The organism is Streptomyces sp. MA5143a (assembly GCF_900290235.1).
Taxonomy (GTDB): Bacteria; Actinomycetota; Actinomycetes; order Streptomycetales; family Streptomycetaceae; genus Streptomyces.
The window spans coordinates 46,951-73,896 of sequence record NZ_OLMK01000038.1; the positions used below are offsets into that span (position 1 = coordinate 46,951).

Sequence of the window (26,946 nt, forward strand, 5' to 3'; positions counted from 1 at the left end):
CCGGGGGCTTCCCCCCTTGAGTGGTGGTCTGTGGCCTGGCGACGGTCGTACGACCCGTCCGTTCTGCCGATCCGATCCCACTGTGTTCATGTTCCCGCCGGTCCGTCCCCTGTGCGTTCCGGTGGGCCGACCGGCCGGGCGGTGGTCGCCCGGCCGATCCGTTGTTCCCCCGAGAACCACGAGAATGCCGGGCTCCGCTGGAAGTTCTCTGCAAGTCGGCCGCAAGCGAGTTCAAGCCGCGCCGAAGCAGCCGCCCGGCCCCGCGGCCACCGCCCTGACCGGCCCGGACGGGGGTTACGCCGACGCCCCCGGCCACGGTTCGTACCGCTCCCGGGCCTCGCACGCCTCGAAGACCGCCATGGCCTCCGCGCGCAGCGCGGCGGCGCCCTCCGGGTCACCGAGCGCGGCCCGCACCGCGGACAGGTTCCGCAGCGCGCGGGCACGGGGCAGGGGCAGGGCGAGGACCTCCCAGAGGGCCGCCGAGGCGGTCAGCAGACCGTCCGCGTCCGCCGTCCGGCCCTCGGCGAACGCGCACTCGCCGAGGGTGCGCAGCGTCAGCGCCTCACCGAACCGGTCCTCGTGGACCCGGCAGACCTCCAGGATCTCCCGCAGCTCCGCCTCCACCCCCTGTGTGCGCCCCAGCCGCAGCCGGGCCTTGGCGCGGGCCCGCAGGGCGTACGCCGCCATGTGCGGGTCACCGAGGGCGCGCAGGATCTCCAGCGCCTGCTCGGCCACCCGCGCCGCCTCCTCGTACGCGCCGAGCGAGCGGTGCACCAGGCTGAGGGTGCGCAGCGCCAGCGCCTCACCGCGCCGGCTGCCGAGCCGCCGGTAGGCCCGCAGCGACTCGTCGAGCAGCGGGAACGCCCCCTCCTGGTCGCCGAGTTCGAGCCGTACGGAACCGCCGTACCGGCAGGCGACCCCGACCCCGGTGTCGTCGCCGACCCGCCGGAAGCCGTCGGCCGCGTCGGTCAACGCGCGTTCCGCCTCGCGGAGTTCGCCGACCTCACGGCAGGCGCTGCCCAGCCCGGCGAGCGCGGCGGACCGGCCCCGGACATCGCCGAGTTCGGTGCAGATCCGCTCGGCGGTGCGGAAGTACTCCTGGGCCTCCGCGATGCGGTCCTGCTCGTACCGCAGCTGCCCGAGACCGATGATCAGCAGGGCCTCGCCCGAACGGTCCTCGGCGCGGCGGGCCGCCGCGAGCGCCGCGTCGTGGCTGCGCCACCACGCGTCGAAGCGGTTCTTGATGGCGAACGAGGAGGAGCACAGGGCCGCCGCCGCCTCACAGGCGAGGGTGTGCAGACCCATCGCCGCCGCCCGCTCCACCGCGGAGGTCAGGGCGTCCGCCTCCGCGTCGAACCAGGAGAAGGGGTCCTCCAGGGCGAGCCGGGTGGTGCGGGCGCCCACGGGGGGAGGGGTCTCGGCCTGCCCGCCGTCACCGGCTCGCGGGCACCCCCGTGACGGGGCCGCGCTCGGGACGGTCCCGCGCCCCTTGAGGGCGAAGCCCTGTCGGAGGACCACCGCGCCCGAGGGCGCCGCCTTCGTCACCCGGTCCATCAGCCACAGCCCCGCGGACAGCGCCCGGCCCACCGCCGCCGTACGGTCACCGGGCGGGTCCTCCGCCTCGGCGCGTTCGGCGGCGTAGACACGGACCAGGTCGTGGAGGCGGTAGCGGGGCTGCCCGACATGGTCGGTGCCGGGGCAGTCGATCAACTGGGCGTCGAGGAGCCGCTCCAGGATCTCCTCCGCCTCGTCCTCCGGGGTGTCGGCGAGCGCGGCCACCGCCCACACGGCCACATCGGCCGAGCCCAGCGTGGCGATGCGCCGCAGCACCCGGCGCGCGCACCCGTCCAGCGCCTCGTAGCTGAGGCCGAGGCTGGCCCGTACCGCCAGGTCCCCGACCGCGAGCTCGTCGAGCCTGCGGTGCTCGTCGGCGAGGCGCTCGGCGAGCACCCGCGGCGTCCAGTGCCGCCGCGTCGCCAGCCGGGCTCCCGCGATCCGCAGCGCCAGCGGCAGCCCGCCGCACAGCTCGACGATGCGCCGGGCGGCGGCCTCCTCGCGGGGATCGCCGGGCGTGCGCTCCGGGCCGGTCACCCGGGTCAGCAGCTCCAGGCCGCGCACGTCGTCCAGGACGCCGAGGTCGGTGCGCCGCGCCCCGATGAGGCCGCCGAGTCGGGCCCGCGAGGTGACCAGCACCCCGCAGGTCGCGCTGCCCGGCAGCAGCGGCCGGACCTGCGCCTCGCCGCCCGCGTCGTCCAGCACCAGCAGGATCCGCCGCCCCGCGACCAGGGAGCGGAACAGATCACCGCGCTCCGCGGTGTCCTCCGGCGGATCGGCGCCGAGGGCCCGCAGCAGCCGGCCCAGCACCTCGGCGGGCGGCACGGGCTCGCTGAAACCGTGGAGTTCGGCGTAGAGCTGCCCGTCGGGGTACGCGCCCGCCACCCGGTGCGCGGCCTGCACGGCGAGCGCCGACTTCCCGACCCCGGCGGCCCCCGACACCACCACGACGGGCATCGCCTCCCGCTCCCCGGACAACCCCGCGACGACCGAGGCCAGTTCCTCCTCCCGCCCGGTGAAGTCCCCGATGGCGGGCGGCAGGAGGGACACCGTCCGGGGCACGGCGGCGCCCCGCGAGGCGGCGGCGGTGGCGCCGGGCGCCAGCAGCTCCGGATCGGCCCGCAGGATCGCCTCGTACAGCCCGGTCAGTTCCGGGCCGGGGTCCAGGCCCAGCTCCTCGGCGAGCACCGCCCGCCCCTCCGCGTGGACGGCGAGCGCGTCCGCCTGCCGGCCCAGCCGGTACAGCCCCAGCATCAGCTGTCCCCGCAACCGCTCCCACGTCGGATGCGCCCCCACCAGCGCGGTCAGCTCGGTGACCAGCTCCGCCTCGTGCCCCCCGGCCTCCAGCTCCGCGGCGATACGTTCTTCCAGCGCCGCCTGCCGGGCCTCCTCCAACCGCCCGGCCTCACCCCGCAGCGCGTCCCCGACCCCGCCGAGCGCCGGACCGCGCCACAGCGCCGCCGCCGCCCGCAGCAGCAGCGCCGCCCCCTCGTGGTCACCGGCGGCGGCGGCCTGGCGGCCCTCCGCCGTCAGCGCCTCGAACTCCGCCAGGTCGACCCGCCCGACCCCGAGCCGCATCAGATACCCGGGCGGCCGCGTCTCGATGGCGTCCGCCGCGTCCCCGGGCAGCGCCCGCCGCAGCGCCGACACATACGTCTGCACCAGCGCCCGCGCGGTGTCCGGGGGATCCTCGCCCCACACCGCGTCCACCAGCACGTCCGCGGGCACCACCTGCCCGGCCCGCAGCAGCAGCACGGCCAGCAGGGCGCGCGGCTTGGGGCCGCCCAGCCGCAGAGGTCTCCCCGCATGCCACGCCTCGACCGGGCCGAGCAGTCGGAATTCCAGCTCCACGGGTCCCCATCTTCCGTGCCGTCGGACCGCCGGGACAGCGGCTGCTCACGCAGTGTTCGACGCTCATGCACGCCGAGTGGTTTCCCAGGACGCATGATGCGCCAGAGAGTTGTCGTAAAACGGGGTAACCACAGGGAATCTTAGGTGGACGACACGGAGATTCGACATGCCCTCGTGGGCGAGCTGTGCGAGTGATGTGGCGGAGGCGAGGATTACGGGCGTACGGGATACGCCGCCTGGAAGGCGAGCCTCCGCTCCGCGTCGGCGCCCAGGGCCGAGAGCAGGTCGTCCAGGGCCAGGAACTCCTCCCACACGGGGCGCCCGCTCACCCCGGCCAGCCGGCCGACCACCAGGTCCTCCAGCCCTGACACCCGTTTGTTCTTCCACACCTTGTCGGCCAGGGCGACCAGCAGGTCCTCGAAGCCGATGGCCGGGTCCGCCGCCCACGCGGCATGGGTCCCCGCGAACCGGGCCAGTTCCGGCTCCACGCCGCGGTCCAGCAGCAGCCGGCGTCCGGCCTCCTCGTGCGCGGAGCCGGGGCCGGACAACTCCTCGACGTGCGCCGTCTTCCCGATGTCGTGCGTGGCCGCCCCGAACAGCACGGCCGCCCGGTCGAACGGCAGCCCCGGGTGCCGCCGCTCCACCCAGTCGGCCAGCTCGACCGCCACGTCGTGCACGAGCCGGAGGTGCGCGGCGAGCCGGGGCGGCGCCCCGAGGTCGCGCAGCAGGGCGGCGGCCCGCTCGGGCAGGGGGCGCAGAGGAGGCTCGGCGGCGGCGGTCAGCGGATCGGCGACGGTCACGCGGGCCAGTGTGCGTCATCGCGTGGACGACGGTGACGGATACAGCCATCTCCGCAGCAGTCTGCTGAGGAACGGCATGACCGCGAATGTCAGCGTCGGCAGCAGCACCAGGGGGAAGAGCGCCGCGCGCAGCGGCAGCGGCCAGCCGGCGGTGTGCGGGGCCACCAGCCACTGGATGAGCAGCGTGAAGGGATACGCGCCCAGGAACGTCGTCAGCGCCATCTTCCAGCGCGGCGGCGCCGGCCCGTTCGTGCCCGGCAGATCGAACCAGGTCTCCATGCCGGTGGTGGACTGCCGTTCACTGCTCACCTCCGTGGCGACGCCGTCGATGCGCGCGTGCCAGCGCGCCCGCTCGTCGGAGGTCAGCCAGGCGCCCAGCCGCTCCGTGTCGGAGAAGCGCAGCACCGCGTGGAACCGGTGCCCCTCCTCGGGCCGCAGCCAGGCGACGCCCTCGTTGCCGGGGAACCGGGAGGCGCTGCGCGTGACGCCCTTGGTCCACTCCTCGAAGACGTCCTCCTTGCCCGGCCGCACCTGCCAGGTGAACACGGTGGTGACGGGCTCGTCGCACCGGACTCGCGAGGTCTGCATGAGGACGTGGTGCCACGCCCGGCGCCGATCATGCCCCGTCGACGGCTCCCGCGGGCGTGGAGCACAGACTCCCGCCGAGTCTAGACACAGCGGGTCACCGTCAGGACGCGAAGAGTGAAAGTCGATGCGGCGGGGGTAGCACCGTGAAGGCAATGGGCGAAGGGCTCGGGGGACGAGACCCGGCGCGGTGCGTCGAGTGAGGCGGAGGACACGGTGGAGGAATTGCGGCGGGGACCCGCGAGAACCGCGGGAGCACGGCCCGCGCACCGGCACCCGGCGGCGGCCCCGCGGTGAACGGCAACGGCAGGAAGCCGCCGATCGGCACCTACGCGGTGGACACCCGCACCGGGCAGGTCGGCCGCGTCATGGGCCACGAGGGGCCCTACGTCCAGCTGCGGCCCGTGGGCGGCGGACGGGAGTGGGACTGCCCACCCCGGTCCGTACGGGCCGCGACGACGACGGAGCGGCTGCGCGCCGTGACCGCCCACGAGAACGCCCGCAGCCGGGGGGAGGTCCCTTGAAGTACGGCCCCTGAGCGGTCCGTCACGGCGCCGTCGTAGGCGAGAATGGGCCCATGAGTCTGTTCCGCGACGACGGCATCGTGCTGCGCACCCAGAAGCTGGGCGAGGCGGACCGGATCATCACGCTGCTCACCCGCGGTCACGGACGCGTACGGGCCGTGGCCCGGGGGGTGCGGCGCACCAAGTCGAAGTTCGGGGCGCGGCTGGAGCCGTTCTCCCATGTGGACGTGCAGTTCTTCGCGCGGGGCAGCGAGTTGATCGGCCGCGGGCTGCCCCTGTGCACCCAGAGCGAGACGATCGCCCCCTACGGCGGCGGCATCGTCACCGACTACGCCCGCTACACCGCCGGGACGGCCATGCTGGAGACGGCCGAGCGGTTCACCGACCACGAGGGCGAGCCCGCCGTGCAGCAGTACCTGCTGCTCGTCGGCGGCCTGCGCACCCTCGCCCGCGGCGAACACGCCCCGCATCTCGTCCTCGACGCCTTCCTGCTGCGCTCCCTCGCCGTCAACGGCTACGCCCCCACCTTCAGCGACTGCGCCAAGTGCGGTCTGCCCGGACCCAATCGGTTCTTCTCGGTGGGGGCGGGGGGCTCCGTCTGCGTGGACTGCCGGGTGCCCGGCAGCGTCGTACCCTCTGCGCAGGCCCTGGAACTCCTCGGCGCGCTGCTGACGGGGGACTGGGCGACCGCGGACGCCGCCGAGCCGCGGTACGTCAGGGAGGGGAGCGGACTGGTGTCCGCCTATCTGCACTGGCATCTGGAGCGCGGCCTGCGCTCCCTTCGGTACGTGGAAAAGTCCTGAGCGGCCACAGCGCCGCAAGCACCACAGAGGAGACGAGAAGCACATGGTGGTACGCGGGTTCCTGGGGCGTCAGCGCCGCGAGTACAAGACGCCCGAGCCGCACCCGTCCGGTGCCCGCGCGCCCAAGCTCCCCGGCGAACTCGTCCCCCGGCACGTGGCGATCGTCATGGATGGCAACGGCCGCTGGGCCAAGGAGCGGGGCCTGCCGCGCACCGAGGGCCACAAGGTCGGCGCCGAGCGCGTCCTCGACGTCCTCCAGGGCTCGATCGAGATCGGCGTGCGCAACATCTCCCTGTACGCCTTCTCCACCGAGAACTGGAAGCGCTCGCCCGACGAGGTCCGCTTCCTGATGAACTTCAACCGCGACTTCATCCGCAAGACCCGCGACCAGCTCGACGAACTCGGCATCCGGGTCCGCTGGGTGGGCCGGATGCCCAAGCTGTGGAAGTCCGTCGCCAAGGAACTCCAGGTCGCCCAGGAGCAGACCAAGGACAACGACCTGCTGACCCTGTACTTCTGCATGAACTACGGCGGCCGCGCCGAGATCGCCGACGCCGCGCAGGCCCTCGCCGAGGACATCCGCGCCGGGCGCCTCGACCCCTCCAAGGTCACCGAGAAGACCTTCGCGAAGTACCTGTACTACCCCGACATGCCGGACGTCGACCTGTTCCTGCGGCCCAGCGGCGAGCAGCGCACCTCCAACTACCTGCTCTGGCAGAGCGCGTACGCGGAGATGGTCTTCCAGGACGTCCTCTGGCCGGACTTCGACCGCCGTGACCTGTGGCGCGCCTGCGTGGAGTTCGCCTCCCGCGACCGCCGCTTCGGCGGTGCCATCCCGAACGAGGAACTGCTGGCCATGGAAGGGCGACAGGAGGACTGACCCGTGGCCGAGGCCGGTGGGGAGCACGTCGAGCTGGTGTACCGCGCGACGGTCGGGGACTTCCGTGAGGCGCTGCGCGTCGCCACGCGCGCCTCGGCCGCCGGCCGCTGGGGGCGGGGCCTGCTGTTCTTCGCCGCGGGCGCGGGCGCCCTGGTCACGGCGGTCTCCCTGGCGCTCGGCGGCACCCCGGGCGCCCAGGGCCTCGTGGGCCTGGGCGCCGCCCTCGTGGGCCTGGTCGTGCTGCCCCGGGCCCAGGCCCGCCGTCTGCACCGCCGGGCGGAGGCCAGGGGCGTGCACCGCACGGTGCTGGACCTCTGGGGCGTGACGACCACCACGGACCGGGGCGCGCCCCGGATGTCCCGCTGGAGCGAGATCACCCGTTACGCGGAGACCCGCGGCACGTTCGTCCTCCTGGACGCGCACGAGTACGCCCCGGCGCCCATCCTGCTCCCGAAGCGGGTCACGAGCGATGTGGCGGCTCTCCGGGCACTTCTGAACCAGAGGCTCGGCTTGCCCACCTAGGGGCGCGGGGCTGTGACACATGCGGCTCCGCCGCGTGGGCGCGCCCAGCCCCCACGAACCCGCGGTCGCGAACGGCGCTCACCGGGCACCCACGGATGCGAACGGCGCTTATTCCGCACCCGCGGACGCGCTCGCGCACTCCGCGCACGTGCCGAAGATCTCCACCGTGTGGGCCACGTTCACGAACCCGTGCTCCGCCGCGATCGCGTCGGCCCACTTCTCCACCGCGGGCCCCTCGACCTCGACGGCCTTGCCGCACATGCGGCAGACCAGGTGGTGATGGTGCTCCCCGGTGGAGCACCGCCGGTACACGGACTCCCCGTCGGACGTCCGCAGGACGTCGACCTCGCCCGCGTCCGCGAGGGACTGCAACGTGCGGTACACGGTGGTGAGCCCCACCGAGTCGCCACGGTGCTTCAGCATGTCGTGGAGTTCCTGCGCGCTGCGGAACTCGTCGACCTCGTCGAGTGCCGCGGCCACGGCGGCCCGCTGCCGGGTGGAACGACCTCGTACAGGTCCAGCGGTCGTCACCGTTGCCTCCTCACGTCGCGGTCTTGCCGGGCCATTGTGCCAGCCCGGCGGCACCCCGGTCAGACGCCGGTCACCCGGCGGACCCCTCGGCGGAGCCCCGGCCGGCCGGAATCGTGTCCCTGGCGGCCCCCGCCCCGGCGGCCTCGGCGGCCCCCGGGATCACACACTCCGCGGGGTCGGCCGCCGCCGTCACCGCCGCCTTCGCGCGTCGCCGGGCCAGCGGCGTCGCCAGGGCTGTGAGCAGCATGAACGCGGCGATGGCGAGCAGCACGATCGTCGCGCCGGGCGGCACGTCCTGGTAGTACGAGGTGACGGTGCCGCCGATCGTCACGGTCACCCCGATCGCCACGGCGAGCGCGAACGTCGCCGCGAAGCTGCGGGTGAGCTGCTGCGCCGCCGCGACCGGCACCACCATCAGCGCGGAGACCAGCAGCAGGCCGACGACGCGCATGGCCACCGTCACGGTCACCGCCGCCGTGACCGCCGTGAGCAGGTTCAGCGCCCGCACCGGCAGACCGGTGACCCGCGCGAACTCCTCGTCCTGGCTCACCGCGAACAGCTGCCGGCGCAGCGCCAGCGTCATCACGATCACGAAGGCGGCCAGGACACAGATCGCGGTGATGTCCTCCTGCGACACGGTCGACAGCGAGCCGAACAGGAACGACATCAGGTTGGCGTTGGTGCCGCCGGGCGCGAGGTTGATGAGCATCACACCGCCGGCCATGCCGCCGTAGAAGAGCATGGCGAGGGCGATGTCGCCGCGGGTCCTGCCGTACCAGCGGATCAGCTCCATCAGCACCGCGCCCAGCACGGACACCAGGGTCGCCATCCACACCGGCGACCAGGACAGCAGGAAGCCGAGGCCGACGCCGGTCATCGCGACATGGCCGATGCCGTCGCCCATGAGGGCCTGGCGGCGCTGGACGAGATAGACGCCGATCGCGGGGGCGGTGACGCCCACGAGGACGGCGGCGAGCAGGGCCCGCTGCATGAAGGCGTAGTTCAGGAGTTCCATGAGGGGTGCCTTCTCAGCTCAGCAGACCCGTGCGGACCGGTTCGGTGCCGGGCGCCGCGTGCGGGTGGACGTGGTCGTGGCCGGGCAGCGCGTGCTGGCCGACCGCCTTCGGGGGCGGGCCGTCGTGCAGGACGCAGCCGTCGCGCAGGACGACCGCGCGGTCGATCAGCGGCTCCAGCGGGCCGAGCTCGTGCAGGACGAGCAGCACGGTGGTGCCGCGGGCGACCTCGCCCCGCAGGGTGCGTGCCAGGACCTCCTGGCTGGCGAGGTCGACGCCCGCCATCGGCTCGTCCATGATCAGCAGTTCGGGTTCGGAGGCGAGGGCGCGGGCGATGAGGACGCGCTGGTGCTGGCCGCCGGAGAGGGCGTTCACCGAGTCCCTGGCCCGGTCGGCGAGGCCGACGAGGTCGATGGCCCGGCGGATCGCCTCGTGGTCGGACCTGCGGAGGATGCCGAGGCGGGCGCGGGAGAGCCGGCCGGAGGCGACGACCTCCGTCACCGTCGCGGGCACCCCGCCCGCGGCGGTGGTGCGCTGCGGTACGTAGCCGAGCCGCCGCCAGTCACGGAAGCGGCGCCTCGGGGTGCCGAACAGTTCGATCTCGCCGTCGGTGACCGGCACCTGGCCGATCACGGTGCGCACGGCGGTGGACTTGCCGGAACCGTTGGCGCCGAGCAGGGCGACGACCTCACCGCGGTTCACGGTGAGGTCGATGCCGCGCAGGACCGTGCGCGAGCCCAGTTCGGCGCGTACCCCGCGCAGCGAGATGACGGGCTCGGTCATGCCTGCATCCTCCGGATGGTCACGTGGCTCCCAGGGCCGTCTGGAGCGCCTTGAGATTGGCTTCCTGGACCGAGAAGTAGTCCTTGCCGCGGGACTTCTCGGTGATGCCCTCGATCGGGTCGAGGACGTCGGTCCTCAGCCCGGCGTCGGCGGCGATGGTCTTCGCGGTCTTGTCGCTGACCAGTGTCTCGTAGAAGACGGTGGTGACGCCGTCGGCCTTCGCCATCTTCTCCAGTGCGCGGACGCGGGCGCCGCTCGGCTCGGACTCGGGATCGAGGCCGGAGATCGCCTCCTCGACGAGGCCGTAGCGCTCGGCGAGGTAGCCGAAGGCGGCGTGGGTGGTGATGAAGACCTTGGTCTTCGTGTTCTTCAGGCCGTTGGCGTACTGGTCGTTCAGCGCGCCGAGCTTCTCGACGACGGCCTCGGTGTTGGTCTTGTACGTGGAGGCGTGGTCCGGGTCGGCCTTCTCGAAGGCGGCGCCGACGCCCTTGGCGATCTCGGCGTACTTCACCGGGTCGAGCCAGACGTGGGGGTCCTTGCCGGAGAGTTCCTCGTGCTCGTGGTCGTCGTGCTCGGCGGCGTGCCCGCCGACCTCGTTGCCGTGCTCCTCCAGGGAGGTCAGGGAGGCGGCGTCGATCTTCGTCCTGATCTCCGACTGGTCGACGGCGTCGTCGACGGCGGGCTGGAGGCCCTTGAGGTACAGAACCGCGTCGGACTCCTGGAGCTGCGCGGTCTGCCGCGCGCTGATCTCCAGGTCGTGGGGCTCCTGGCCGGGCTCGGTGAGGTTGGTGACGTTCACGTACTTCCCGCCGATCTGCTCGGCGAGGAAGGCCATCGGGTAGAACGACGCGACGACGTCGAACTTGTCCGTGTTGCCCGCGGCGGCGCTGTCGGTGGAGCAGGCCGAAAGGGTCGTGAGGCTCAGGGCGGCGACCGCGGTCGCCGCCGCGGGTATCAGGAGTCGTCGTCGTACTACGTTCATGACAGTCATTTTCAGCTTTTCTGGAAACGATTGTCAACAAGCCGGTTGGTAAGCCCTGGGTAAGGCCTATGTCCGTTCTGGCCCCGAACCGATTTGATTGGAGGGCAGCCTCCGCCGGTAACCTGAGGCATTCGCTCTGAAGCGCATCGCTTCGTCGCCCGTCGTCGTAATGAAGAGAGCACCGTGGCCGCCGACAAGATCGACACCATCGTCAGCCTGAGCAAGCGCCGTGGCTTCGTATTCCCGTGCAGCGAGATCTACGGCGGCCAGCGTGCCGCCTGGGACTACGGACCGCTGGGTGTCGAGCTCAAGGAGAACCTCAAGCGTCAGTGGTGGCGCTACATGGTGACGTCGCGCGAGGACGTGGTCGGTCTCGACTCGTCCGTCATCCTGGCCTCCGAGGTCTGGGTCGCCTCCGGCCACGTCGCCACCTTCTCCGACCCGCTCACCGAGTGCACCTCCTGCCACAAGCGGTTCCGCGCGGACCACCTGGAGGAGGCGTTCGAGGCGAAGAAGGGCCGCCTGCCGGAGAACGGCCTCGCGGACATCAACTGCCCGAACTGCGGCACCAAGGGCCAGTTCACCGAGCCCAAGCAGTTCTCGGGTCTGCTCTCCACGCACCTCGGCCCCACCCAGGACACCGGCTCGATCGCGTACCTGCGCCCCGAGACCGCCCAGGGCATCTTCACCAACTTCGCCCAGGTGCAGACCACCTCGCGCAAGAAGCCCCCGTTCGGCATCGCGCAGATGGGCAAGTCCTTCCGCAACGAGATCACGCCCGGCAACTTCATCTTCCGCACCCGCGAGTTCGAGCAGATGGAGATGGAGTTCTTCGTCAAGCCGGGCGAGGACGAGAAGTGGCAGGAGTACTGGATGCAGGAGCGGTGGAACTGGTACACCGGCCTGGGTCTGCGCGAGGAGAACATGCGGTGGTACGAGCACCCGAAGGAGAAGCTCTCCCACTACTCCAAGCGCACCGCCGACATCGAGTACCGCTTCCAGTTCGGCGGCAACGAGTGGGGTGAGCTGGAGGGCGTCGCCAACCGCACGGACTACGACCTCACCGCGCACTCCAAGGCCTCCGGCCAGGACCTCGTCTACTTCGACCAGGAGCTCGGCGAGAAGTACACCCCGTACGTCATCGAGCCCGCCGCCGGTGTCGGCCGCACGATGCTGGCGTTCCTGCTCGACGCGTACACCGAGGACGAGGCCCCCAACGCCAAGGGCAAGATGGAGAAGCGGACGGTGCTCCGCCTCGACCACCGGATCGCCCCGGTGAAGGTCGCGGTCCTGCCCCTGTCCCGCAACCCCGAGCTGTCCCCGAAGGCCAAGGGACTCGCGCAGGCGCTGCGGCAGCACTGGAACATCGAGTTCGACGACGCGGGCGCCATCGGGCGCCGCTACCGCCGTCAGGACGAGATCGGTACGCCGTACTGCGTGACCGTGGACTTCGACACGCTCGACGACAACGCGGTGACGGTGCGCGAGCGGGACTCGATGAAGCAGGAGCGGGTGTCCCTGGACCAGATCGAGGGGTACCTCGCGGCGCGCCTCATCGGCTGCTAGGTCGTTTATCGCGGGTTGGGGTCCGCCCGGCTCGTGACTTCGGTCGTCTGCGGGTTGTCCGTGGCTGGTCGCGCAGTTCCCCGCGCCCCTATCCGGGGCCGGGGAACTGCGCGTTTGCAAGGGCCCTAGAGGTCCAGATCCGCGAACAGGGCCGCGTGGTCCGAGGCCTGGTCGATCTTCGAGGTGACCGTGGTGAAGGACGGGAAGGTCCTGGGGGCCCAGATGCCCCGGCGTTCCACGTCCACATGGGTCACCGTGTCCCACAACTCCGGTGAGAACAGCAGGTAGTCGAGCTTCTGCTCGTCGTGCTTGCCGGTGCCGTGGGTGCCCGGCAGGACCCCTTCGTAGCTGTCGTGGGTCATCGCCTCGCGCAGGCCCGCGTCGAGGAGGAGCTTGACGGGGGCGCTGTCCAGGGAGTCGTTGAGGTCACCGGCGACGACGACACGGGGCGAACGGCCCAACGCCGCCTCGTAGATCTCCCGGACGCGTCGGGCCTGGGCCTTGCGGCGCCTGTCGTTCTCGGAGGCGCGGCCGAAGCCCTTGCTCTTGAAGTGGTTGCCGAGGATCCACAGCGGTTCGCCCGCGACATCGATCTCGAACTCGGGGCAGTCCCGGCTGAACACCGGCTGCCCGGACTCGCCCGGGTCGAAGATGTGCGACCGCACGGACGTGATCGGGAACCGGCTGAGGACGCCCACGTCGATGCCCCGGTTGTCGTTGCCGTCGACCAGCAGGTTGAACGGGTAGGGGCGGTTGCCCAACGCCGCGCCCAATACCTGGGAGTTGAAGCGGTCCAGGGTGATGCGGTCCTCCACCTCGACGGTGAGGAGGATGTCCGCGTCGACCTCCGCCATCACCCGGGCGGTGTTCTCCACGGCCTGCCAGCTGAGGTCGCCGCGCGCCATCTCCGCCCAACCCGCCCACTTCGAGCGGCCCTTGGCGACGATCCGGATGCCGGAGCCGCCCGACTGGCCGACGGTGAACAACTTGGCGCCGCCCCGTGGCTGGTTGACGAGGAACGGGTGGTCGCCGCCCGCGGCCGGGTCGTGGGCGCCGTGCTTCACGATCAGTTCGGCGATCCGCTCCTTGTCCGCCTCCTGGTAGATGTCCTTGTCGAGGAGGGCGACCAGTTCGTTGAAGTCGTCCAGGATCTCCTTGCGCCGCTCGGGGTCCTGGAGGCCGAACACCTTCGGCCGGCGGAAGAGGTTCTCGGCGTTGAACGTGGCGATACGGATCGTCATGGGCCCTCCAGGGCGCCGCGCGGCCGATGCCGGGCGCGGTGACCGCGCGCCGACCCTTCGCATGGTCCGATTGTCGGAGAGGGGATGAACCGTGTCCAACGGAATGTCCGCGTCCCTGACCGGCATCGCCGCCGAGGCCCGCGACCCGGAGGCCTGTTCGCCACGTACCAGGTCCTGACCGGCGAGAACGTCGAGGCGTCGTGGATCTGGTGGTCCGGGGGCTGCGGGTCTGAGGGGAGGGCCGGAGGCGGCGTGGGGCGTCCGGTCCAGGGCGCCCGGCGTCTGCGGGACGGGACCCTAGGCGACGCAGAACTCGTTGCCCTCCGGGTCGTGCATCACCCACCAGTGGCCGGCCGGGCCCTTGTCCACCTCGTGCAGCCGGGTGGCGCCCAGGGTCTCCAGGCGGGCCACCAGGTCGTCCAGGCCGCCCGGTTCGGCGTGGACGTCGATGTGGAGGCGGTTCTTCACCGTCTTCGGCTCCGGGACGTCCTGGAAGAGGAGGCGGCGGCCCCGGCCGATACCGGTGAAGGGGTCGTACGGGTCGTCGGGGTGGCGGACGGCGGCGTAGCCGCGGAACACGGCGTGGCCGGCGTGCTCGCCGACGGCCTCCTCCGGAAGGTCGCCCGTGGAGCGGAGGTGCGCGATCAGCGCGCTCGGATCCTCCACCTCGTAGCCCAGCGCGGCGGCCCAGAAATCGGCCAGGGGCTGCGCGTCGCGGGTGTCGATGACCAGTTTCCAGCTCAGTGCGGCAGTCATGTAACCGGTTATAGTGGTTACATGCCCTCGTCGTCCACAGCCGCCACACCGGAAGGGGCCCCTTCCGGGCTCCCGGAAGGGCCGGGAATCCCTCTGCGGTCGTACACCGGCCATGTCTTCCGCTTCGATCCGGGCGCCCTCTGTCTGGAGCTCCTCGTCACCGGGGGCCCCGGCGCCCTCACCCGCTACGAGGTGCTGCACACCCCCGAGGACCTGGCCGCCTGGGTCGGCAGGTCACGGCTCACCCCCACTCCGGGCCCCCTGGACCTCACCGACGCCGACGTGGAGCGCGTACGGCGGCTGCGGGACGCGCTGCTGCGCACGATGGTCTCGCGCCTCCACCCGGGCGGACTGCCCCCGCTGGACATCCCGGCGTCCGGCCCGGCCGACCTGCGCGTCATCAACGACGCGGCGGCACGGCCCCCGCTCGCCCCCGCCCTCGGCGAGGACGGCACCCGGCGCTGGTCGCCCGCCCCGGCGAGCGGCGCCCAACTCGCCTCCACCGTCGCCCGCGACGCCGTCGACCTGCTCACCGGGCCGTACGCGGACCGCGTCCGCATGTGCTCCGGCGAGCGCTGCTATCTGATCTACGTCGACACCTCGCGGCCCGGCCGCCGCCGCTGGTGCTCCATGGAGCACTGCGGCAACCGCAGCAAGGTGCGTGCCCACCGCGCCCACCGCGCCCACCGCGCGCGCCGCACCGATGAGTCCGCCCCGAACGAGGAGTGATCGCCATGGCCGCCACCGGACTGACCCAGGACGCCGGATGGGAGATCGGTGTCTCCCGCACCCTCGCCCAACCGCCGGACACCGTCTGGGAGTTCATCAGCGGACCACGGGGGCTCGCGCTGTGGCTCGGGGCCGGGGCGCGGCTCACCCCCGAGCGCGGCGCCCCGTACACCACCGACGCGGGGATCGGCGGCGAGGTACGTGGGTACCGGCCCCGCGAACGCATCCGGGTGACGTACGGCGACACGACCGTCCAGGTCACCGTCTCGGCCGCCGCCGGGGAACGCGAGCGGCGCAGGGAGCACTGGCGACGCGTGCTGGACCGGGTCGCGGACGCCCTCGACGCACCGGCCTGACCGCCCTGCCGGTTCAGGAGGCCGCGGGGTCCACCGTCGCCTGGTGGGCCTCGGCGAGGTGCTCCTGCGCCTTCAGCCACGGCAGGAACTGCGCGCCCTTGCGCCAGCCGCACGTGTCGCATCTGATCGTGCGCTGCACACCGGAGCGCTGGACCCGTACGACGTGCTGTCGCCCGTGCTGGTCCCAACGGCTCACCTTGCTCGCGTTGTTCGAGTTGCCCGACTTGTTCTCCGACATCAGGTCTCCAGCCGACACATCGAGGGTCGTCGGCCTTTCACCGACCGCTGCCCGTCAGGAGTGTGCAGCACGACCAACATCAACGGGGTCGATCCGGCCATGAGTTGTCCCACCCGGGCGCCGGTCGGGCCGGGGCGGCGGACCCGTGCCCTCCGTATGCGCTGCCGCCGTGCTCCCCGCGTGTCGGCCGTGCGGGTACCGCGTGCGAGGATGACCGCTGTTCGAGGACGACGGCTGTTTTGAGACGGTCGGGGCGGCGGAGATTGGGACGCGATGATCGGGACGGTGTTCCGTAGCGAGGACGTGCCGGCGGACGACAGGTTCGACCACTGGCGGGAGATGGTCGGCCGGATGCGTTCGCCCAGCGACATCATCAGCGCCCACACCACCGACTTCTGGGCGGAGTTCCGGCTGATGGAGCTGGGCCCGGTGACCGTGTGGCCCACCTCGTTCCTGCCGACGCGCTACCGGCGCAGCCAGCGGATGGTGCGCCAGTCCGACCCCGAGCTGTACCACCTGTCGCTGCTGCTGGACGGCGAGTTGACCCTCGACCACGCGGGACGCAGCGGCGCGTTCGGCGCGTTCGACCTGCACCTCGCGGACAGTTCGCAGCCGTACGACCTCCGGCCGGCGGACGAGCTGCGTCCCGCGCCCGTCCGGGGTGTGGGCGTCGACTTCCCCAAGTCGCTGCTGCCGCTCCCGCCGCACCGCGTGGGGGAGTTGCTGGGCCGTGGCATTCCGGGCCGGGAGGGCGTCGCCGCGCTGCTGACGGACTTCCTGCTCGGCCTGGAACGGCAGGCCGACACCCTCGGCCCGGCCGACGCGCCGCGCCTCGGTACGGTCGTCCTCGACCTGGTGTCCGCCGTGCTGGGTCAGGCGCTGGACGCCGAGGCCGCGCTGCCGCCGGAGACCCGCCAGGAGGCCCTCGCCCGGCGCGTCACCGCGTTCATCCGGCAGAACCTGCACGACCCGGAGCTGACACCGCCGGTGATCGCGGCCGCGCACCACATCTCCGTCAGCTATCTGCACCGGGTCTTCCAGCAGCACAGCCGGGGCGAGACGGTCGCCGCGTGGATCCGGGCCCGCCGCCTGGAAGGCGCCCACCGCGACCTCGCCGACCGCTCCCTGCGCACCACCCCGGTCCACGTCATCGCCACCCGCTGGGGCTACCCCCGGGCCTCCGACTTCACCCGCGCCTTCCGCACCGCGTACGGCGTCCCACCCACGGAATACCGTCACGAGTCCCTGGCGGACCGGGGCCGGCACGGCAACGGCGCCTGAACAGCGCCGCCGACCTCACGGCCCCCGGTGGGGGACGCGGTCCGCGTAGGCTCGCGGGATGCATGTGCACCGGCGCTTCGAGAATCCTCCCGCGCTGCCTCACGGGGTGGTGGCCGAGACGTTGGAGCGGGCCCTGCGTGACCGTTCGGCGGAGGCGGAGGCGGCGAGTGTGCTGGTCGGCACCGCGTTGCACGACGACGACGCGGATTTCGTCGAGCACTGGTGCGTGCAGGTCGGGACCCGGGCCGTACCGGGCAGCCCACTGCTCGGACTGGCCGGGCTCTGCCTGGGCCACACCGCCCGACGCTTCGGGCGCCTCGGCGACGAGGCCCGCGCCCTGGTGGAGTCACTGGCGGCGCGCGCCGAGGCGGACCCGTCGGACGTGGACGGCCGCGCCCTCGACGGCTACGACGACGTCCGCAGCTTCCTCCACCTGTGGTGACACCAGCCCTCCCCAGGAGCGGCGCGCAGCGACGAACCGCACCGCGCCCCACGTCCGGGGCGCGCCACTTCTAGGGCGCCCCGATGCCCGCCGCGTCCCGTACCTCCGTCGACTCCAGGCGGGCCGCCGTGCGCTCGGCGGTGGCGCGGGCCCAGGGGCCGGTGGTCAGGGCGCCCAGGGTCAGGACGGCGAAGCCGCATGCCGTGACGATCCACCACGCGGGGCGGGCCGCCGACACGAACGACTCGGCGTACGAGGACGCCCCCACGCCCGCCGCCAGCACCGCCCCGATCACGGCGACCCCCAGGGTCTGGCCGATCTGCCGGCTGGTGGAGGCGACGGCGGCGGCGACACCGGCCTGCGCGCGGGGCATGCCGGACACCGCCGTGTTGGTGATGGGCGCGTTGACGAAGCCGAAGCCGATACCGAACAGCACGTATCCGACGACCAGCGTGACGTTCGCCGTCTCCGCCTCGAACGCGGCGAACAGCACCCCGCTCGCGGTCATCGTCACCCCCGCGACGAGCAGTGGCAGCCGCGGACCCCGGCTGCCGACCAGCCGCCCGGCGACCGGCGCGCACACGAAGCACAGGAAGGCCATCGGGAGCATCCACAGCCCGGCGTGCAGGGCGTCCAGCCCTCGCACGTTCTGCAGGTACAGCGTCGACAGGAACAGGAAGCCGCCGAGCGCCGCGAACGCGCTGACCGCGATCACGGTCGCCCCGCTGAACGGCGCCGAACGGAAGAAACGCAGGTCGATCAGGGGCTCGTCCCGGCGCGGCTCGTACCGGAGCAGGCCGAGGAGCGCGGCCAGGGCGACACCGCCGAACACCAGCGTCCGCCCCACCGGCGCGGTCGGCGCCTCGATGATCGCGTACGTCAGTGAACCGAGCAGCGCGATGACCAGGAGCTGCCCCACGGGGTCGGGGCGGCGGGCCTTCGGCGCCCGGGACTCCGGGACGAACCGCCAGGTCAGCGCGAGAGCGGCCAGACCGACCGGGAGATTGATCCAGAAGATGGAGCGCCAGCCCACCGACTCCACCAGGACACCCCCGATGATCGGCCCCGCCGCCATGGAGATGCCCACCACCGCGCCCCACACCCCGATCGCGCGGGCCCGCTCACGCGGCTCCGTGAACGTGTTGGTGATGATCGACATCGCGACCGGGTTGAGCATCGAACCGCCGACCGCCTGCACCATCCGGAACACCACGAGCGCGTCGAGGTTCGGGGCGAGCGAGCACAGCGCCGAGCCGATGGTGAAGACGACGAGACCCGCCATGAAGACCCGTTTGCGGCCGATGCGGTCCGCCGTGGAGCCCGCCAGCATCAGCAGCGAGGCCAGGACCAGGGTGTAGGCGTCGATCGTCCACTGGAGACCGGCGACGCTCGCGCCCAGGTCGCGCTGGAGGGTGGGCAGGGCGACGTTGAGGACGGTGTTGTCCAGGCTCACGATCAGGAGGCTGGTGCAGCAGATCGCGAGCACCAGCAGACGGTGGCGACGGCTGAGCTCGGGCATGCCCTCCATCGTACGCCCGAGTCAATAGTGCGCCTAACTAATGAATGGGGATGGAGGGGAGTGTCGGCCGAGGGTGCCACCGTCACCGGCCCCGGGCAGGGGCCCGGCCGGCGTGCGGGACAATGGGGGAATGTCCACGCCCTCGACCTTGTCCTCGACCGCGGCCGCCGCGCCCCTCCGGATCGGTCCGCACACCGTCACCCCGCCCGTCGTCCTGGCCCCCATGGCCGGGATCACGAACGCGCCCTTCCGCACCCTGTGCAGGGAGTTCAGCGGCGGCAAGGGCCTCTTCGTCAGCGAGATGATCACGACGAGGGCGCTGGTCGAGCGCAACGAGAAGACCATGCAGCTGATCCACTTCGACGCGACCGAGAAGCCGCGCTCGATCCAGCTGTACGGCGTGGACCCGGTGACCGTCGGCAAGGCCGTCCGCATGATCGCGGAGGAGGGCCTCGCCGACCACATCGACCTGAACTTCGGCTGCCCGGTCCCGAAGGTGACGAGGAAGGGCGGCGGCTCCGCCCTCCCGTACAAGCGGAACCTGCTCCGCGCGATCCTCCGCGAGGCCGTCTCCGGCGCCGGGGACCTCCCCGTCACCATGAAGATGCGCAAGGGGATCGACGACGACCACATCACCTTCCTCGACGCCGGCCGCATCGCCGTCGAGGAGGGCGTCACCTCCATCGCCCTGCACGGCCGCACCGCCGCCCAGCACTACGGCGGCACCGCCGACTGGGATGCCATCGCCCGGCTGAAGGAGCACGTCCCCGAGATCCCGGTACTCGGCAACGGCGACATCTGGTCCGCCGAGGACGCCCTGCGGATGGTGCGCGAGACCGGCTGCGACGGAGTCGTCGTCGGGCGCGGCTGTCTGGGCCGGCCGTGGCTGTTCTCCGATCTCGTCGCCGCCTTCGAGGGGCGTACGGAGGACATCGCGCGTCCGTCTCTGCGTGAGGTCGCCGAGGTCATGGTCCGGCACGCCACTCTGCTCGGCGAGTGGATCGAAAATGGCGGGGCGGCCCAAAGGGCCCCGGTTGAGGGTGGTGGCGGGAGACGGGCGGGCGAGTCCAAGGGCGTCGTCGACTTCCGCAAGCACGTCGCCTGGTACCTCAAGGGCTTCGCCGTGGGCTCCGAGATGCGCAAGCGGCTCGCCATCACCTCCTCCCTCGCCGAACTCCGTGCGGGTCTCGACGAGTTGGACCTGGACCAGCCCTGGCCGGCCGGCGCCGACGGGCCGCGCGGCCGTACCTCCGGCAACAACCGCGTCGTCCTGCCCGACGGCTGGCTCAAGGACCCCTACGACTGCGCGGGCGTCGGCGAGGACGCCGAACTCGACACCTCCGGCGGCTGACCGGCCGCCCGCAACTGGCCACGACTGAGGGCCGGTTGCCCCGTTTCGTCGTCGTTCCGGGTCGTTCCGGTCGTTGTACGGCCGGTTTCCGTCATCTCGGAATGAGTGGGGAAATGTCCGGGTAGCGCGCTTCGGTGTGCGGAGCGAACGAGACCCCGAAGACGACCACGCAGACGGCGAAGAAGACCACGCAGACGGCGAAGACGACGGCGGAGCGGCCCACCCGCCGGACCGCGCGGAACCCGGCGGCAGGGCCGGCCCGGCCGTCCCCGCCCCCCGCGCCCGCCCCGCCCCCGCCGTCCTACGTCCCGCACTGCTCCCACCACGTCTCCTACCTCCTGACCGTCCTGGACCGGCTCGTACCCGTCGGCACCCGGTGCGCGGTCATCGGAGCCCCGCTCAACTCCAACGTCGGCGACAGCGCGATCTGGCTCGGCCAGCGCGCCCTGCTCACCGCGCTCGGCGCCGAGGTGCGCTACGCCTGCGACCTGATGTCGTACGACGCCGCCCATCTCGCGGCGTGCGTGCCGGAGGGGCCGATCATGCTGACCGGCGGCGGCACCCTCGGTGACCTCTGGGAGGACAGCCAGCTGCTGCGGGAGCGGGTGCTGCGCGACTTCCCCGACCGCCGGATCGTCCAGCTGCCCCAGTCCGTGCACTTCACGGACCACGCCAACCTCACCCGCGCCCGCCGGGTCTTCGACGCCCATCCCGACCTCACCCTGCTGCTGCGCGACCGGCACAGCCTGCACCGCTGCCGCAGCGTCTTCGAGGCGCCCGCGCTGCTCGTGCCGGACCTGGCGTTCGCCGTGCCCCCGGACGCGCTGACCGGCGGCGCGGCCAGCCATGACGTCGTCTGGCTGGCCCGGCAGGACAAGGAGTCCGCGAAGGGTCCGCACGCCGGGCGGGGCGCGATCGGCGGCCGGTGCGGCGGCCCGTACGTCTTCGACTGGGCGCGCGAGGCCACGGACGCCGAGTGGCGGCGGGCGAAGGAGACCCTGTGGCGGAGCCGGGCCCGCGCCCTGTGCCGGGCCTCCTCGGGCGACCCCGTCGGAGCCGCCCCCGGTCTCCTCGCCGCCTACAACGGTCTCGCCCGCCTCCAACTCGCGCGCGGCTGCCGTCTGCTGACATCCGGCCGGGTCGCCGTCACCGACCGCCTCCACGGCCATGTCCTCGGTCTGCTCCTCGCCCTGCCGCACGTCCTCGTCCCCGACCGCTACGGCAAGATCCGCAGCTACTGGGACACCTGGATTGCCCACCGGCCCCCGAGCGCACCGGGCGCGACCGTGGCCTGGGCGGGCACCGAGGCAGAGGCGAGGGAGACCGCGGGCAGGCTGCTGGTGGACCTGCCCTGAGGTGAGCCAGGGGGCGCGAGCCCCCCACACATCCCCGCCCTACGCGCCCCCGACGGCGGTCAGCAGCGCCAGCGGCGCCGCCGCCGACCGGGACTCCCGCACACACGCGTGCGGATACGGCACCGGCTCCGGGTGGGTGTCCCTGCCGTACCCGGCGAGCACCTCCGGCAGCCGGTGCCCCATGGCCGTGGCCGCGTCCACCAGCCCGCCCGCGACCGTGCGGGCCTCGTCGTGCAGCCCGTAGCGGGCCAGCCCCAGGGTGATCAGCGCGTTGTCGTGCGGCCAGACCGAGCCACGGTGGTACGACAGCGGATGGAACGCCGGCTGCCCCGAGGCCAGCGTCCGCACGCCCCACCCGGAGAAGAAGTCCGGTTCGAGCAGCCGCCGGCCGACCGTCTTGCCGTACTCCTTGTCCAGCAGCCCCGACCACAGCAGATGCCCCGCGTCGGAGGCGAGCGCGTCCGTCCGGCGGCCCTCGCTGTCCAGGGCCAGCGCCGGGAAGTCGTGCTCCGGCATCCAGAAGTCCCGCTGGAAACGGTCACGGAGATCACCGGCGGCCTGCTCCAGGAGCGCCGCGTAGACCTCGTCCTCCCAGACGGTCCGGGCCAGCGCGGCGGTCCGGCGCAGCGCGTCGTACGCGTACCCCTGGGCGCCCGCCGCCATCACCGGCCCTGCGGGCGGGCGGCTGCCGTCGGCGGAGCAGATGGCGCCGGGGGAGTCCTTCCAGTTCTGGTTGGACAGCCCGCCCTGGTCGGCGCGGTACACGAGGTAGCCGCGGGAGGTGAGGCCGCCGTGGTCCAGCATCCAGCCGATCGCGGCCCGCGCCTGCGGCTCCAGCCGCCGGGCCAGGGTGACGTCACCGGTCTGCTCCACGTACGCGCCGAGCAGCACGAGGAACAGCGGGGTCGCGTCGACCGAGCCGTAGTAGCGAGCGTATGGCACCTGCCCGAAGTGGGCCAGCTCGCCGTGGCGCACCTCGTGGACGATCTTGCCGGGCTGGGCGACCGCGTCCACACCGACCTCGGTGGCCTGGGTGGCGGCGAGCGCGAGGAGCGTGGCGGCGGCCGGTTCCGGGCGGTAGGGCAGGGTGAACAGCGACGTCAGCAGCGCGTCGCGGCCGAGGAGGGTCAGGAACCAGGGCACCCCGGCCGCCGGCACCCGGAGGTTCTCGCCGTCCGGTCCGGTCGCGGGGACCTGGAGCGCGGCGAGATCGGCGAGGCCCCGCGCGCAGGCCGCGGCCAGCTCCGGCCAGCCGGTCGGGAAGGCGACGCCCTCCATGAACTCGCCCTCGGAGGCGAGGACCTGGTGCGTCACGGAGGCCGGGGAGGCCGGTACGCGCAGGGGCCGCCGGTCGCCGTGCGGGCGGGCCATCACCCGCAGGGTCAGCTCCACCGAGCCGTGCGGCTCCAGGTCCAGCGCCCAGACGAGGCGTCGCGCGCCCGTCCCGGTCTCCTCCACGGCGTCCGGCGCGGGTTCGGCCGTGACCGTCGTGCAGGACCGCCACTCACCGCGCCGGTAGCTGAACTCCACCCCGTCGTCGAGGACCTCACGCTTTCGGACGGCGCCGGTCTTGGCGTACGTACGGAAGTCGGAGCGCAGCTCGAACTGGTCGGTGAAGTCGGCGTCCACGGTGAGCGCGATCCGGACCGTCGTCGGCACCGGACGGTTGCTGGTGACGCGCAGCCCTTCGACGAACGCGCTGTCGGAGACGGCCTGTTCCCGGAAGAGCGTGTACGCGGGCGGTTCCTGGCGCCCGCCCCGGGGGACGAGCACGCACCGTGCGGTGTCGCCGTCGCCGACCGGGGTGAGCGTCTCGGGGACGGCGCCGTCGACGGTGAGCTGCCACCGGCTCAGATGCCGTGCGTCCCGTACGAACAACCCGTCCGGGGAACTGCCGCCCCGCCGCCCGCTGATGTCGCCGCCGTCGCCCACGGCGGCGAACGTGCCGCCGCGCACGAGCAGATGATGCCGGTCCGTCATCGCCGGTCCCCTCCCTGGTCACTCATGTCGCACGTATCGAATCCGGCCCGGTCGTCGTGGTGCCGGTCGTCGCGGTCCGGTCCGTCACCGCTCCGTCGGCCGTGGTCGTCCTGGTGCAGCAGATCGAGGGCGAGCGCGGCGGTCCAGCTGAAACCGAGGGCGCCGCAGGGCTCGCCCGTGTACGGGTCGACGTACTCGGCGAAACCGGAGGCGCCCGCGGTCTCCAGCAGCGCCGTCCGCAGCGCGTCCGCCCGCCCCAGCTCCCCGTGGAGCCGCAGGCCCCGCTCCAGCATCCAGTTGGTGTTGAACCAGGCCGGGCCCCGCCAGTAGCGGTGCGGATCGAACGCCTCGCCCAGCAGGTCGTACGACGGCACGAGCCGGGTGGTGTCCCCGAGCCCGAAGTGCGGTCCGTGCGCCGTCCGCACGAGGGCGGCGACGATCTCGCGGGGCAGGCCGGGCACGAGCAGGGGCAGCAGTCCGGAGACACCGCGCTCGGGGACGAGACCGCCACCGATGACGTCCCGGCACAGGAACATCTCCTCCGCCGGGTCCCACAGCCGCTCCACCAGGGCCGCCGTCAGCCGTTCCGCGCGGGCGTCGCGGGCCGTGCCGGTCGCCCCCAACTCCGCGGCGATACGGGCCAGGGCGTGCTCGGAGGCGATGAGCAGGGCGTTGAAGGCGGGGTCCTCGACGGCGAACTCACCCCGCCCGTCGGCGTACCCCCCGTCCCGGTAGTCCGTCGCCAGCCGCACGTACCGCCCGTAGTCCAGATCCGTCGGCCGGTCCTCGGCCGCGCCGTGGTCGAGGTCGGCGCGGCGGAAGGAGCGGGCCGGGGCCGGGGCCACCCGGGACAGGGGCGCGTCCCAGGCGGGGCTGTTGTCCATGCCCTGCTCCCAGGGGTGGACGACCGAGGCCAGGCCGCCGTCGCCCAGGTCCCGGCGGTGCAGCAGATAGCGGTGCCAGGCCGCGAGCCGCGGGTACACCCGGGGCAGGAAGCCGCGCGCCCGGGAGAGCCCGGGGTCGGAGCGGTGCACCAGCCACGCGGCCAGCGCGTGCACCGGTGGCTGCACGATGCCGGAGGTCTGGGTGGTGCGCGGGGCGCCCGCAGCGCGCCCCGCGGTCGAGGAGCGCCAGAAGTCGGGGCTCGGGAAGTACGCCTCCAGCGGCACCGAGGGGTTGAAGACGATGTGCGGGATCCGTCCGTCCCCCCACTGCGCGTCGAGCAGGGTCTCCAGTTCGGTCTGCGCCCGCAGCGGCGACAGATGGCGCAGCCCGATCGCGATGAACGCCGAGTCCCACGACCACTGGTGGGGGTACAGCCGGCGGGAGGGGACCGTGGACGTCCCCGTCCAGTTGCCCTCCAGCACCTCGGAGGCCCCCCGGTGCAGCGACCCGGCCCGGATCCCCGGATCGTATACAGCGCCTTCATGACGGACGCCCGTGCCTGGTCGGCGGGCTGTGAGCTGGGTTGTGCGATCCACTCAGGGCTCCCCGAGGACAAGGTGCCGACCGGTTCGGCTGTGGGTACCGTAGGGTTACGTCTATTTAACACGCAAAACTCAATATGTAATGCAGAGTTGGGGAACGCAAGAGGGTGAGCGCAAGCGGTCGCGCGGATCGGTCCGCGGACGATCGCGGGAGCGGTGCGTCGGCGGGCCGCCGGTGCGGGGATGATCGGGTGAGGGACCACGCGAACGGGAGGTCGTGAAGGTGGGTAGTCACGCCGGTGCAGGAGATCTGCTGGAGTTGGTCCGCAGCGGCCGGGCCACCACCCGTGGCGCGCTCCAGCAGGCGACGGGCCTGTCCCGGGCCACGGTCGGTCAGCGCCTCGACCGGCTGTTCCGCGCGGGCTGGCTCCGTGAGGGCGCCGGCGGCCCGGTCGGCTCCCCGCTCGGTGGACGCCCTTCCATCACACTGGAGTTCGACGACGAGCACGCGGTCGTCCTCGCCGCCGACCTCGACACCCGCCACGCCCGCGCCGCCGTCCTCTCCCTCACCGGCGAGATACAGGCCGAGCACAGCGGCACCCTCGTCATCGAGGACGGCCCCGAGGCCGTCCTGGACGGCCTCGGGCGCTGGTTCGCCGAACTGCTGGAGAAGGCGGGGCACTCGGCCGACGCGGTCTGCGGCATCGGCCTCGCGGTGCCCGGGCCGGTCGACATGGACACCGGCCGGGTGGTGCAGCCGCCGATCATGCCCGGCTGGGACGGCTACGACATACGCGGCCGGCTGTCCCGCGCCTTCGCCGACCACGCGGCCGGGCCGCCCGGCGTCCCGGTCCTCGTCGACAACGACGCCAACCTCATGGCGTACGGCGAACAGCGCACGGGATACCCGGACTGCTCGGCGTTCGCGCTGGTCAAGGTGTCCACGGGTATCGGCGCCGGCGTGGTGGTCGGCGGCTCGATCTACCGGGGCGTCGACGGCGGCGCCGGCGACATCGGCCACATCCGGGTGCCCGCCGGCGCGGACGCCCAGTGCAAGTGCGGGTCCTACGGCTGTCTGGCGGCGGTCGCGAGCGGCGGCGCCGTCGCACGGCGGCTGAGCGAGGCCGGGGTTCCGGCGGCCTCCGGCTCCGATGTGCGCGACCTGCTCGTCGCCGGGCATCCCGGTGCGACCGCCCTCGCGCGGGAGGCGGGCCGCTCCGTGGGCGACGTCCTGGCGACGGTGGTGACCCTGCTGAACCCCGGCGTCCTGATGATCGCCGGGGACCTGGCCGGAACCCCCTTCCTCACGGGCGTCCGCGAACTGCTCTACCAGCGGGCGCTGCCGCGCTCCACGGCCCACCTGGACGTCGTCACCTCCCGGCTCGGGGAGCGGGCGGGGCTGGTCGGGGCGGGCGCCCTGGTCGTCGAGTACCTGTACGCGCCCGAACGAGCGGAGGAGCGGCTCGCGGCCCTCGGTGTGTGACGGTGGGTCCGCCGGGCGTGTGACAGGCGGGTTTCCGTCCCGTGCGGCGGTCCGCATGGTGAAATCCCGGCCTCCGTGAACGCGTGATTCTCGCCACCCCTGATAAGGGTTGCGCTCAGATGAGCGGATCATGGGCGGTTCTGGGTCTTCAAGGGGTGGCACTCAGTGCCACCCCTTGATCGTTCATCGTGCGAACTCAGACGTGTTTATTGCCGCTCATCTGAGCGCAGATGGCGGGTTCCGCGCCATGTCGCCTTCAAGAGGTGAACACATCGGCGTTCACCACCTTGCCAAGCCTTGACTTTCGATCTGCTGGCGGACGGGTGGTTACAGGCGCATGACGCGCAAGTGGACGTACCCAGGAGCCTTCGATCTGGGTATGTTCCTCGCCGTC

The 26,946-nt window shown here is 72.7% G+C and carries 25 protein-coding genes; 12 read left to right on the top strand and 13 right to left on the bottom strand.

What is annotated here, in order from left to right:
• Positions 1-294: 294 nt before the first annotated feature.
• The 3 genes from SMA5143A_RS19190 to SMA5143A_RS19200 all read right to left on the bottom strand — a co-directional run bounded on the left by SMA5143A_RS19190 (position 295) and on the right by SMA5143A_RS19200 (position 4,793).
• The gene (locus SMA5143A_RS19190; protein WP_107464132.1) at positions 295-3,405 is read right to left on the bottom strand and encodes an AfsR/SARP family transcriptional regulator; all 3,111 of its coding nucleotides are present in this window, start codon (positions 3,403-3,405) and stop codon (positions 295-297) included.
• A gap of 212 nt (positions 3,406-3,617) precedes the next feature.
• Entirely contained in the window at positions 3,618-4,205 is a 588-nt protein-coding gene (locus SMA5143A_RS19195; RefSeq protein WP_375136515.1) for an HD domain-containing protein, read from the bottom strand.
• 15 nt (positions 4,206-4,220) lie between these two features.
• Complete coding sequence (locus tag SMA5143A_RS19200; protein WP_107464133.1) at positions 4,221-4,793, bottom strand: antibiotic biosynthesis monooxygenase; 573 nt, start codon at positions 4,791-4,793, stop codon at positions 4,221-4,223.
• Positions 4,794-5,083: 290 nt separating this feature from the next.
• Between SMA5143A_RS19200 and SMA5143A_RS19205 the strand changes: the two genes are divergently transcribed.
• From SMA5143A_RS19205 to SMA5143A_RS19220, 4 genes are read left to right on the top strand one after another with little or no spacing between them, the layout of a single operon-like run.
• Complete coding sequence (locus tag SMA5143A_RS19205; protein WP_107464134.1) at positions 5,084-5,314, top strand: hypothetical protein; 231 nt, start codon at positions 5,084-5,086, stop codon at positions 5,312-5,314.
• A gap of 53 nt (positions 5,315-5,367) precedes the next feature.
• A complete protein-coding gene (recO, locus tag SMA5143A_RS19210) occupies positions 5,368-6,117 on the top strand; it encodes a DNA repair protein RecO (RefSeq protein WP_055715195.1) in 750 nt (249 codons plus the stop codon).
• A 43-nt stretch (positions 6,118-6,160) separates the two neighbouring features.
• Positions 6,161-6,997, top strand: a complete 837-nt coding sequence (locus tag SMA5143A_RS19215; RefSeq protein ID WP_055540198.1) for an isoprenyl transferase — start codon at positions 6,161-6,163, stop codon at positions 6,995-6,997.
• A 3-nt stretch (positions 6,998-7,000) separates the two neighbouring features.
• A complete protein-coding gene (locus SMA5143A_RS19220) occupies positions 7,001-7,519 on the top strand; it encodes a YcxB family protein (protein WP_107464135.1) in 519 nt (172 codons plus the stop codon).
• 108 nt (positions 7,520-7,627) lie between these two features.
• Here the strand turns inward: SMA5143A_RS19220 and SMA5143A_RS19225 are convergent, their stop codons facing one another.
• The 4 genes from SMA5143A_RS19225 to SMA5143A_RS19240 all read right to left on the bottom strand — a co-directional run bounded on the left by SMA5143A_RS19225 (position 7,628) and on the right by SMA5143A_RS19240 (position 10,828).
• Positions 7,628-8,050 carry a Fur family transcriptional regulator gene (locus SMA5143A_RS19225; protein ID WP_107464136.1) on the bottom strand — a complete coding sequence of 141 codons (423 nt, stop codon included), beginning with the start codon at positions 8,048-8,050 and terminating at the stop codon, positions 7,628-7,630.
• A 70-nt stretch (positions 8,051-8,120) separates the two neighbouring features.
• Positions 8,121-9,065: a metal ABC transporter permease gene (locus SMA5143A_RS19230; protein ID WP_107464137.1), complete on the bottom strand. Its 945-nt coding sequence runs from the start codon at positions 9,063-9,065 to the stop codon at positions 8,121-8,123.
• A 13-nt stretch (positions 9,066-9,078) separates the two neighbouring features.
• On the bottom strand, positions 9,079-9,846 hold the full coding sequence (locus SMA5143A_RS19235) for a metal ABC transporter ATP-binding protein (protein WP_107464138.1): 768 nt from the start codon (positions 9,844-9,846) through the stop codon (positions 9,079-9,081).
• 19 nt (positions 9,847-9,865) lie between these two features.
• Positions 9,866-10,828 carry a metal ABC transporter solute-binding protein, Zn/Mn family gene (locus tag SMA5143A_RS19240; RefSeq protein WP_107464139.1) on the bottom strand — a complete coding sequence of 321 codons (963 nt, stop codon included), beginning with the start codon at positions 10,826-10,828 and terminating at the stop codon, positions 9,866-9,868.
• A gap of 183 nt (positions 10,829-11,011) precedes the next feature.
• Between SMA5143A_RS19240 and SMA5143A_RS19245 the strand changes: the two genes are divergently transcribed.
• On the top strand, positions 11,012-12,394 hold the full coding sequence (locus SMA5143A_RS19245; protein WP_055516221.1) for a glycine--tRNA ligase: 1,383 nt from the start codon (positions 11,012-11,014) through the stop codon (positions 12,392-12,394).
• 125 nt (positions 12,395-12,519) lie between these two features.
• Here the strand turns inward: SMA5143A_RS19245 and SMA5143A_RS19250 are convergent, their stop codons facing one another.
• Positions 12,520-13,635: an endonuclease/exonuclease/phosphatase family protein gene (locus SMA5143A_RS19250; protein ID WP_107464140.1), complete on the bottom strand. Its 1,116-nt coding sequence runs from the start codon at positions 13,633-13,635 to the stop codon at positions 12,520-12,522.
• 297 nt (positions 13,636-13,932) lie between these two features.
• On the bottom strand, positions 13,933-14,391 hold the full coding sequence (locus SMA5143A_RS19255; RefSeq protein ID WP_107464141.1) for a VOC family protein: 459 nt from the start codon (positions 14,389-14,391) through the stop codon (positions 13,933-13,935).
• Positions 14,392-14,412: 21 nt separating this feature from the next.
• On the opposite strand from SMA5143A_RS19255, the gene SMA5143A_RS19260 reads away from it, so the two are divergent.
• Positions 14,413-15,120, top strand: a complete 708-nt coding sequence (locus SMA5143A_RS19260) for a CGNR zinc finger domain-containing protein (RefSeq protein ID WP_107464142.1) — start codon at positions 14,413-14,415, stop codon at positions 15,118-15,120.
• A gap of 5 nt (positions 15,121-15,125) precedes the next feature.
• Positions 15,126-15,476, top strand: a complete 351-nt coding sequence (locus tag SMA5143A_RS19265; protein ID WP_107464143.1) for an activator of Hsp90 ATPase 1 family protein — start codon at positions 15,126-15,128, stop codon at positions 15,474-15,476.
• Between the two features lie 13 nt (positions 15,477-15,489).
• Here SMA5143A_RS19265 and SMA5143A_RS19270 read toward each other — a convergent pair whose 3' ends face one another.
• Positions 15,490-15,714: a hypothetical protein gene (locus tag SMA5143A_RS19270; protein ID WP_107464144.1), complete on the bottom strand. Its 225-nt coding sequence runs from the start codon at positions 15,712-15,714 to the stop codon at positions 15,490-15,492.
• A 273-nt stretch (positions 15,715-15,987) separates the two neighbouring features.
• Between SMA5143A_RS19270 and SMA5143A_RS19275 the strand changes: the two genes are divergently transcribed.
• Positions 15,988-16,995 carry a helix-turn-helix domain-containing protein gene (locus SMA5143A_RS19275; protein WP_107464145.1) on the top strand — a complete coding sequence of 336 codons (1,008 nt, stop codon included), beginning with the start codon at positions 15,988-15,990 and terminating at the stop codon, positions 16,993-16,995.
• 58 nt (positions 16,996-17,053) lie between these two features.
• The gene (locus tag SMA5143A_RS19280; protein ID WP_107464146.1) at positions 17,054-17,437 is read left to right on the top strand and encodes a hypothetical protein; all 384 of its coding nucleotides are present in this window, start codon (positions 17,054-17,056) and stop codon (positions 17,435-17,437) included.
• Between the two features lie 70 nt (positions 17,438-17,507).
• Here SMA5143A_RS19280 and SMA5143A_RS19285 read toward each other — a convergent pair whose 3' ends face one another.
• Positions 17,508-18,956, bottom strand: a complete 1,449-nt coding sequence (locus SMA5143A_RS19285) for an MFS transporter (RefSeq protein ID WP_107464170.1) — start codon at positions 18,954-18,956, stop codon at positions 17,508-17,510.
• A gap of 130 nt (positions 18,957-19,086) precedes the next feature.
• On the opposite strand from SMA5143A_RS19285, the gene dusB reads away from it, so the two are divergent.
• Both dusB and SMA5143A_RS19295 read left to right on the top strand, forming a co-directional pair.
• A complete protein-coding gene (dusB, locus tag SMA5143A_RS19290) occupies positions 19,087-20,307 on the top strand; it encodes a tRNA dihydrouridine synthase DusB (protein WP_107464147.1) in 1,221 nt (406 codons plus the stop codon).
• Between the two features lie 134 nt (positions 20,308-20,441).
• Positions 20,442-21,662 (top strand): polysaccharide pyruvyl transferase family protein, encoded by a 1,221-nt coding sequence (locus SMA5143A_RS19295; protein ID WP_107464148.1) that lies wholly within the window; start codon positions 20,442-20,444, stop codon positions 21,660-21,662.
• A gap of 39 nt (positions 21,663-21,701) precedes the next feature.
• Here the strand turns inward: SMA5143A_RS19295 and SMA5143A_RS19300 are convergent, their stop codons facing one another.
• Positions 21,702-23,642, bottom strand: a complete 1,941-nt coding sequence (locus SMA5143A_RS19300) for an amylo-alpha-1,6-glucosidase (protein WP_107464149.1) — start codon at positions 23,640-23,642, stop codon at positions 21,702-21,704.
• The gene (locus SMA5143A_RS19305; protein ID WP_258193611.1) at positions 23,639-25,123 is read right to left on the bottom strand and encodes an MGH1-like glycoside hydrolase domain-containing protein; all 1,485 of its coding nucleotides are present in this window, start codon (positions 25,121-25,123) and stop codon (positions 23,639-23,641) included. Before SMA5143A_RS19305 ends, SMA5143A_RS19300 begins: the two co-directional genes overlap by 4 nt.
• A gap of 229 nt (positions 25,124-25,352) precedes the next feature.
• On the opposite strand from SMA5143A_RS19305, the gene SMA5143A_RS19310 reads away from it, so the two are divergent.
• Entirely contained in the window at positions 25,353-26,552 is a 1,200-nt protein-coding gene (locus SMA5143A_RS19310; RefSeq protein ID WP_107464171.1) for an ROK family protein, read from the top strand.
• The last annotated feature ends 394 nt before the right edge of the window (positions 26,553-26,946 follow it).

Coding starts and splice junctions, on each gene's coding strand:
- SMA5143A_RS19200 (WP_107464133.1), bottom strand. CDS start 4,793: ATGCAGACCTCGCGAGTCCGGTGCGACGAGCCCGTCACCACCGTGTTC.
- recO (WP_055715195.1), top strand. CDS start 5,368: ATGAGTCTGTTCCGCGACGACGGCATCGTGCTGCGCACCCAGAAGCTG.
- SMA5143A_RS19215 (WP_055540198.1), top strand. CDS start 6,161: ATGGTGGTACGCGGGTTCCTGGGGCGTCAGCGCCGCGAGTACAAGACG.
- SMA5143A_RS19230 (WP_107464137.1), bottom strand. CDS start 9,065: ATGGAACTCCTGAACTACGCCTTCATGCAGCGGGCCCTGCTCGCCGCC.
- SMA5143A_RS19235 (WP_107464138.1), bottom strand. CDS start 9,846: ATGACCGAGCCCGTCATCTCGCTGCGCGGGGTACGCGCCGAACTGGGC.
- SMA5143A_RS19240 (WP_107464139.1), bottom strand. CDS start 10,828: ATGAACGTAGTACGACGACGACTCCTGATACCCGCGGCGGCGACCGCG.
- SMA5143A_RS19250 (WP_107464140.1), bottom strand. CDS start 13,635: ATGACGATCCGTATCGCCACGTTCAACGCCGAGAACCTCTTCCGCCGG.
- SMA5143A_RS19255 (WP_107464141.1), bottom strand. CDS start 14,391: ATGACTGCCGCACTGAGCTGGAAACTGGTCATCGACACCCGCGACGCG.
- SMA5143A_RS19260 (WP_107464142.1), top strand. CDS start 14,413: ATGCCCTCGTCGTCCACAGCCGCCACACCGGAAGGGGCCCCTTCCGGG.
- SMA5143A_RS19265 (WP_107464143.1), top strand. CDS start 15,126: ATGGCCGCCACCGGACTGACCCAGGACGCCGGATGGGAGATCGGTGTC.
- SMA5143A_RS19270 (WP_107464144.1), bottom strand. CDS start 15,714: ATGTCGGAGAACAAGTCGGGCAACTCGAACAACGCGAGCAAGGTGAGC.
- SMA5143A_RS19275 (WP_107464145.1), top strand. CDS start 15,988: ATGATCGGGACGGTGTTCCGTAGCGAGGACGTGCCGGCGGACGACAGG.
- SMA5143A_RS19280 (WP_107464146.1), top strand. CDS start 17,054: ATGCATGTGCACCGGCGCTTCGAGAATCCTCCCGCGCTGCCTCACGGG.
- SMA5143A_RS19285 (WP_107464170.1), bottom strand. CDS start 18,956: ATGCCCGAGCTCAGCCGTCGCCACCGTCTGCTGGTGCTCGCGATCTGC.
- dusB (WP_107464147.1), top strand. CDS start 19,087: ATGTCCACGCCCTCGACCTTGTCCTCGACCGCGGCCGCCGCGCCCCTC.
- SMA5143A_RS19300 (WP_107464149.1), bottom strand. CDS start 23,642: ATGACGGACCGGCATCATCTGCTCGTGCGCGGCGGCACGTTCGCCGCC.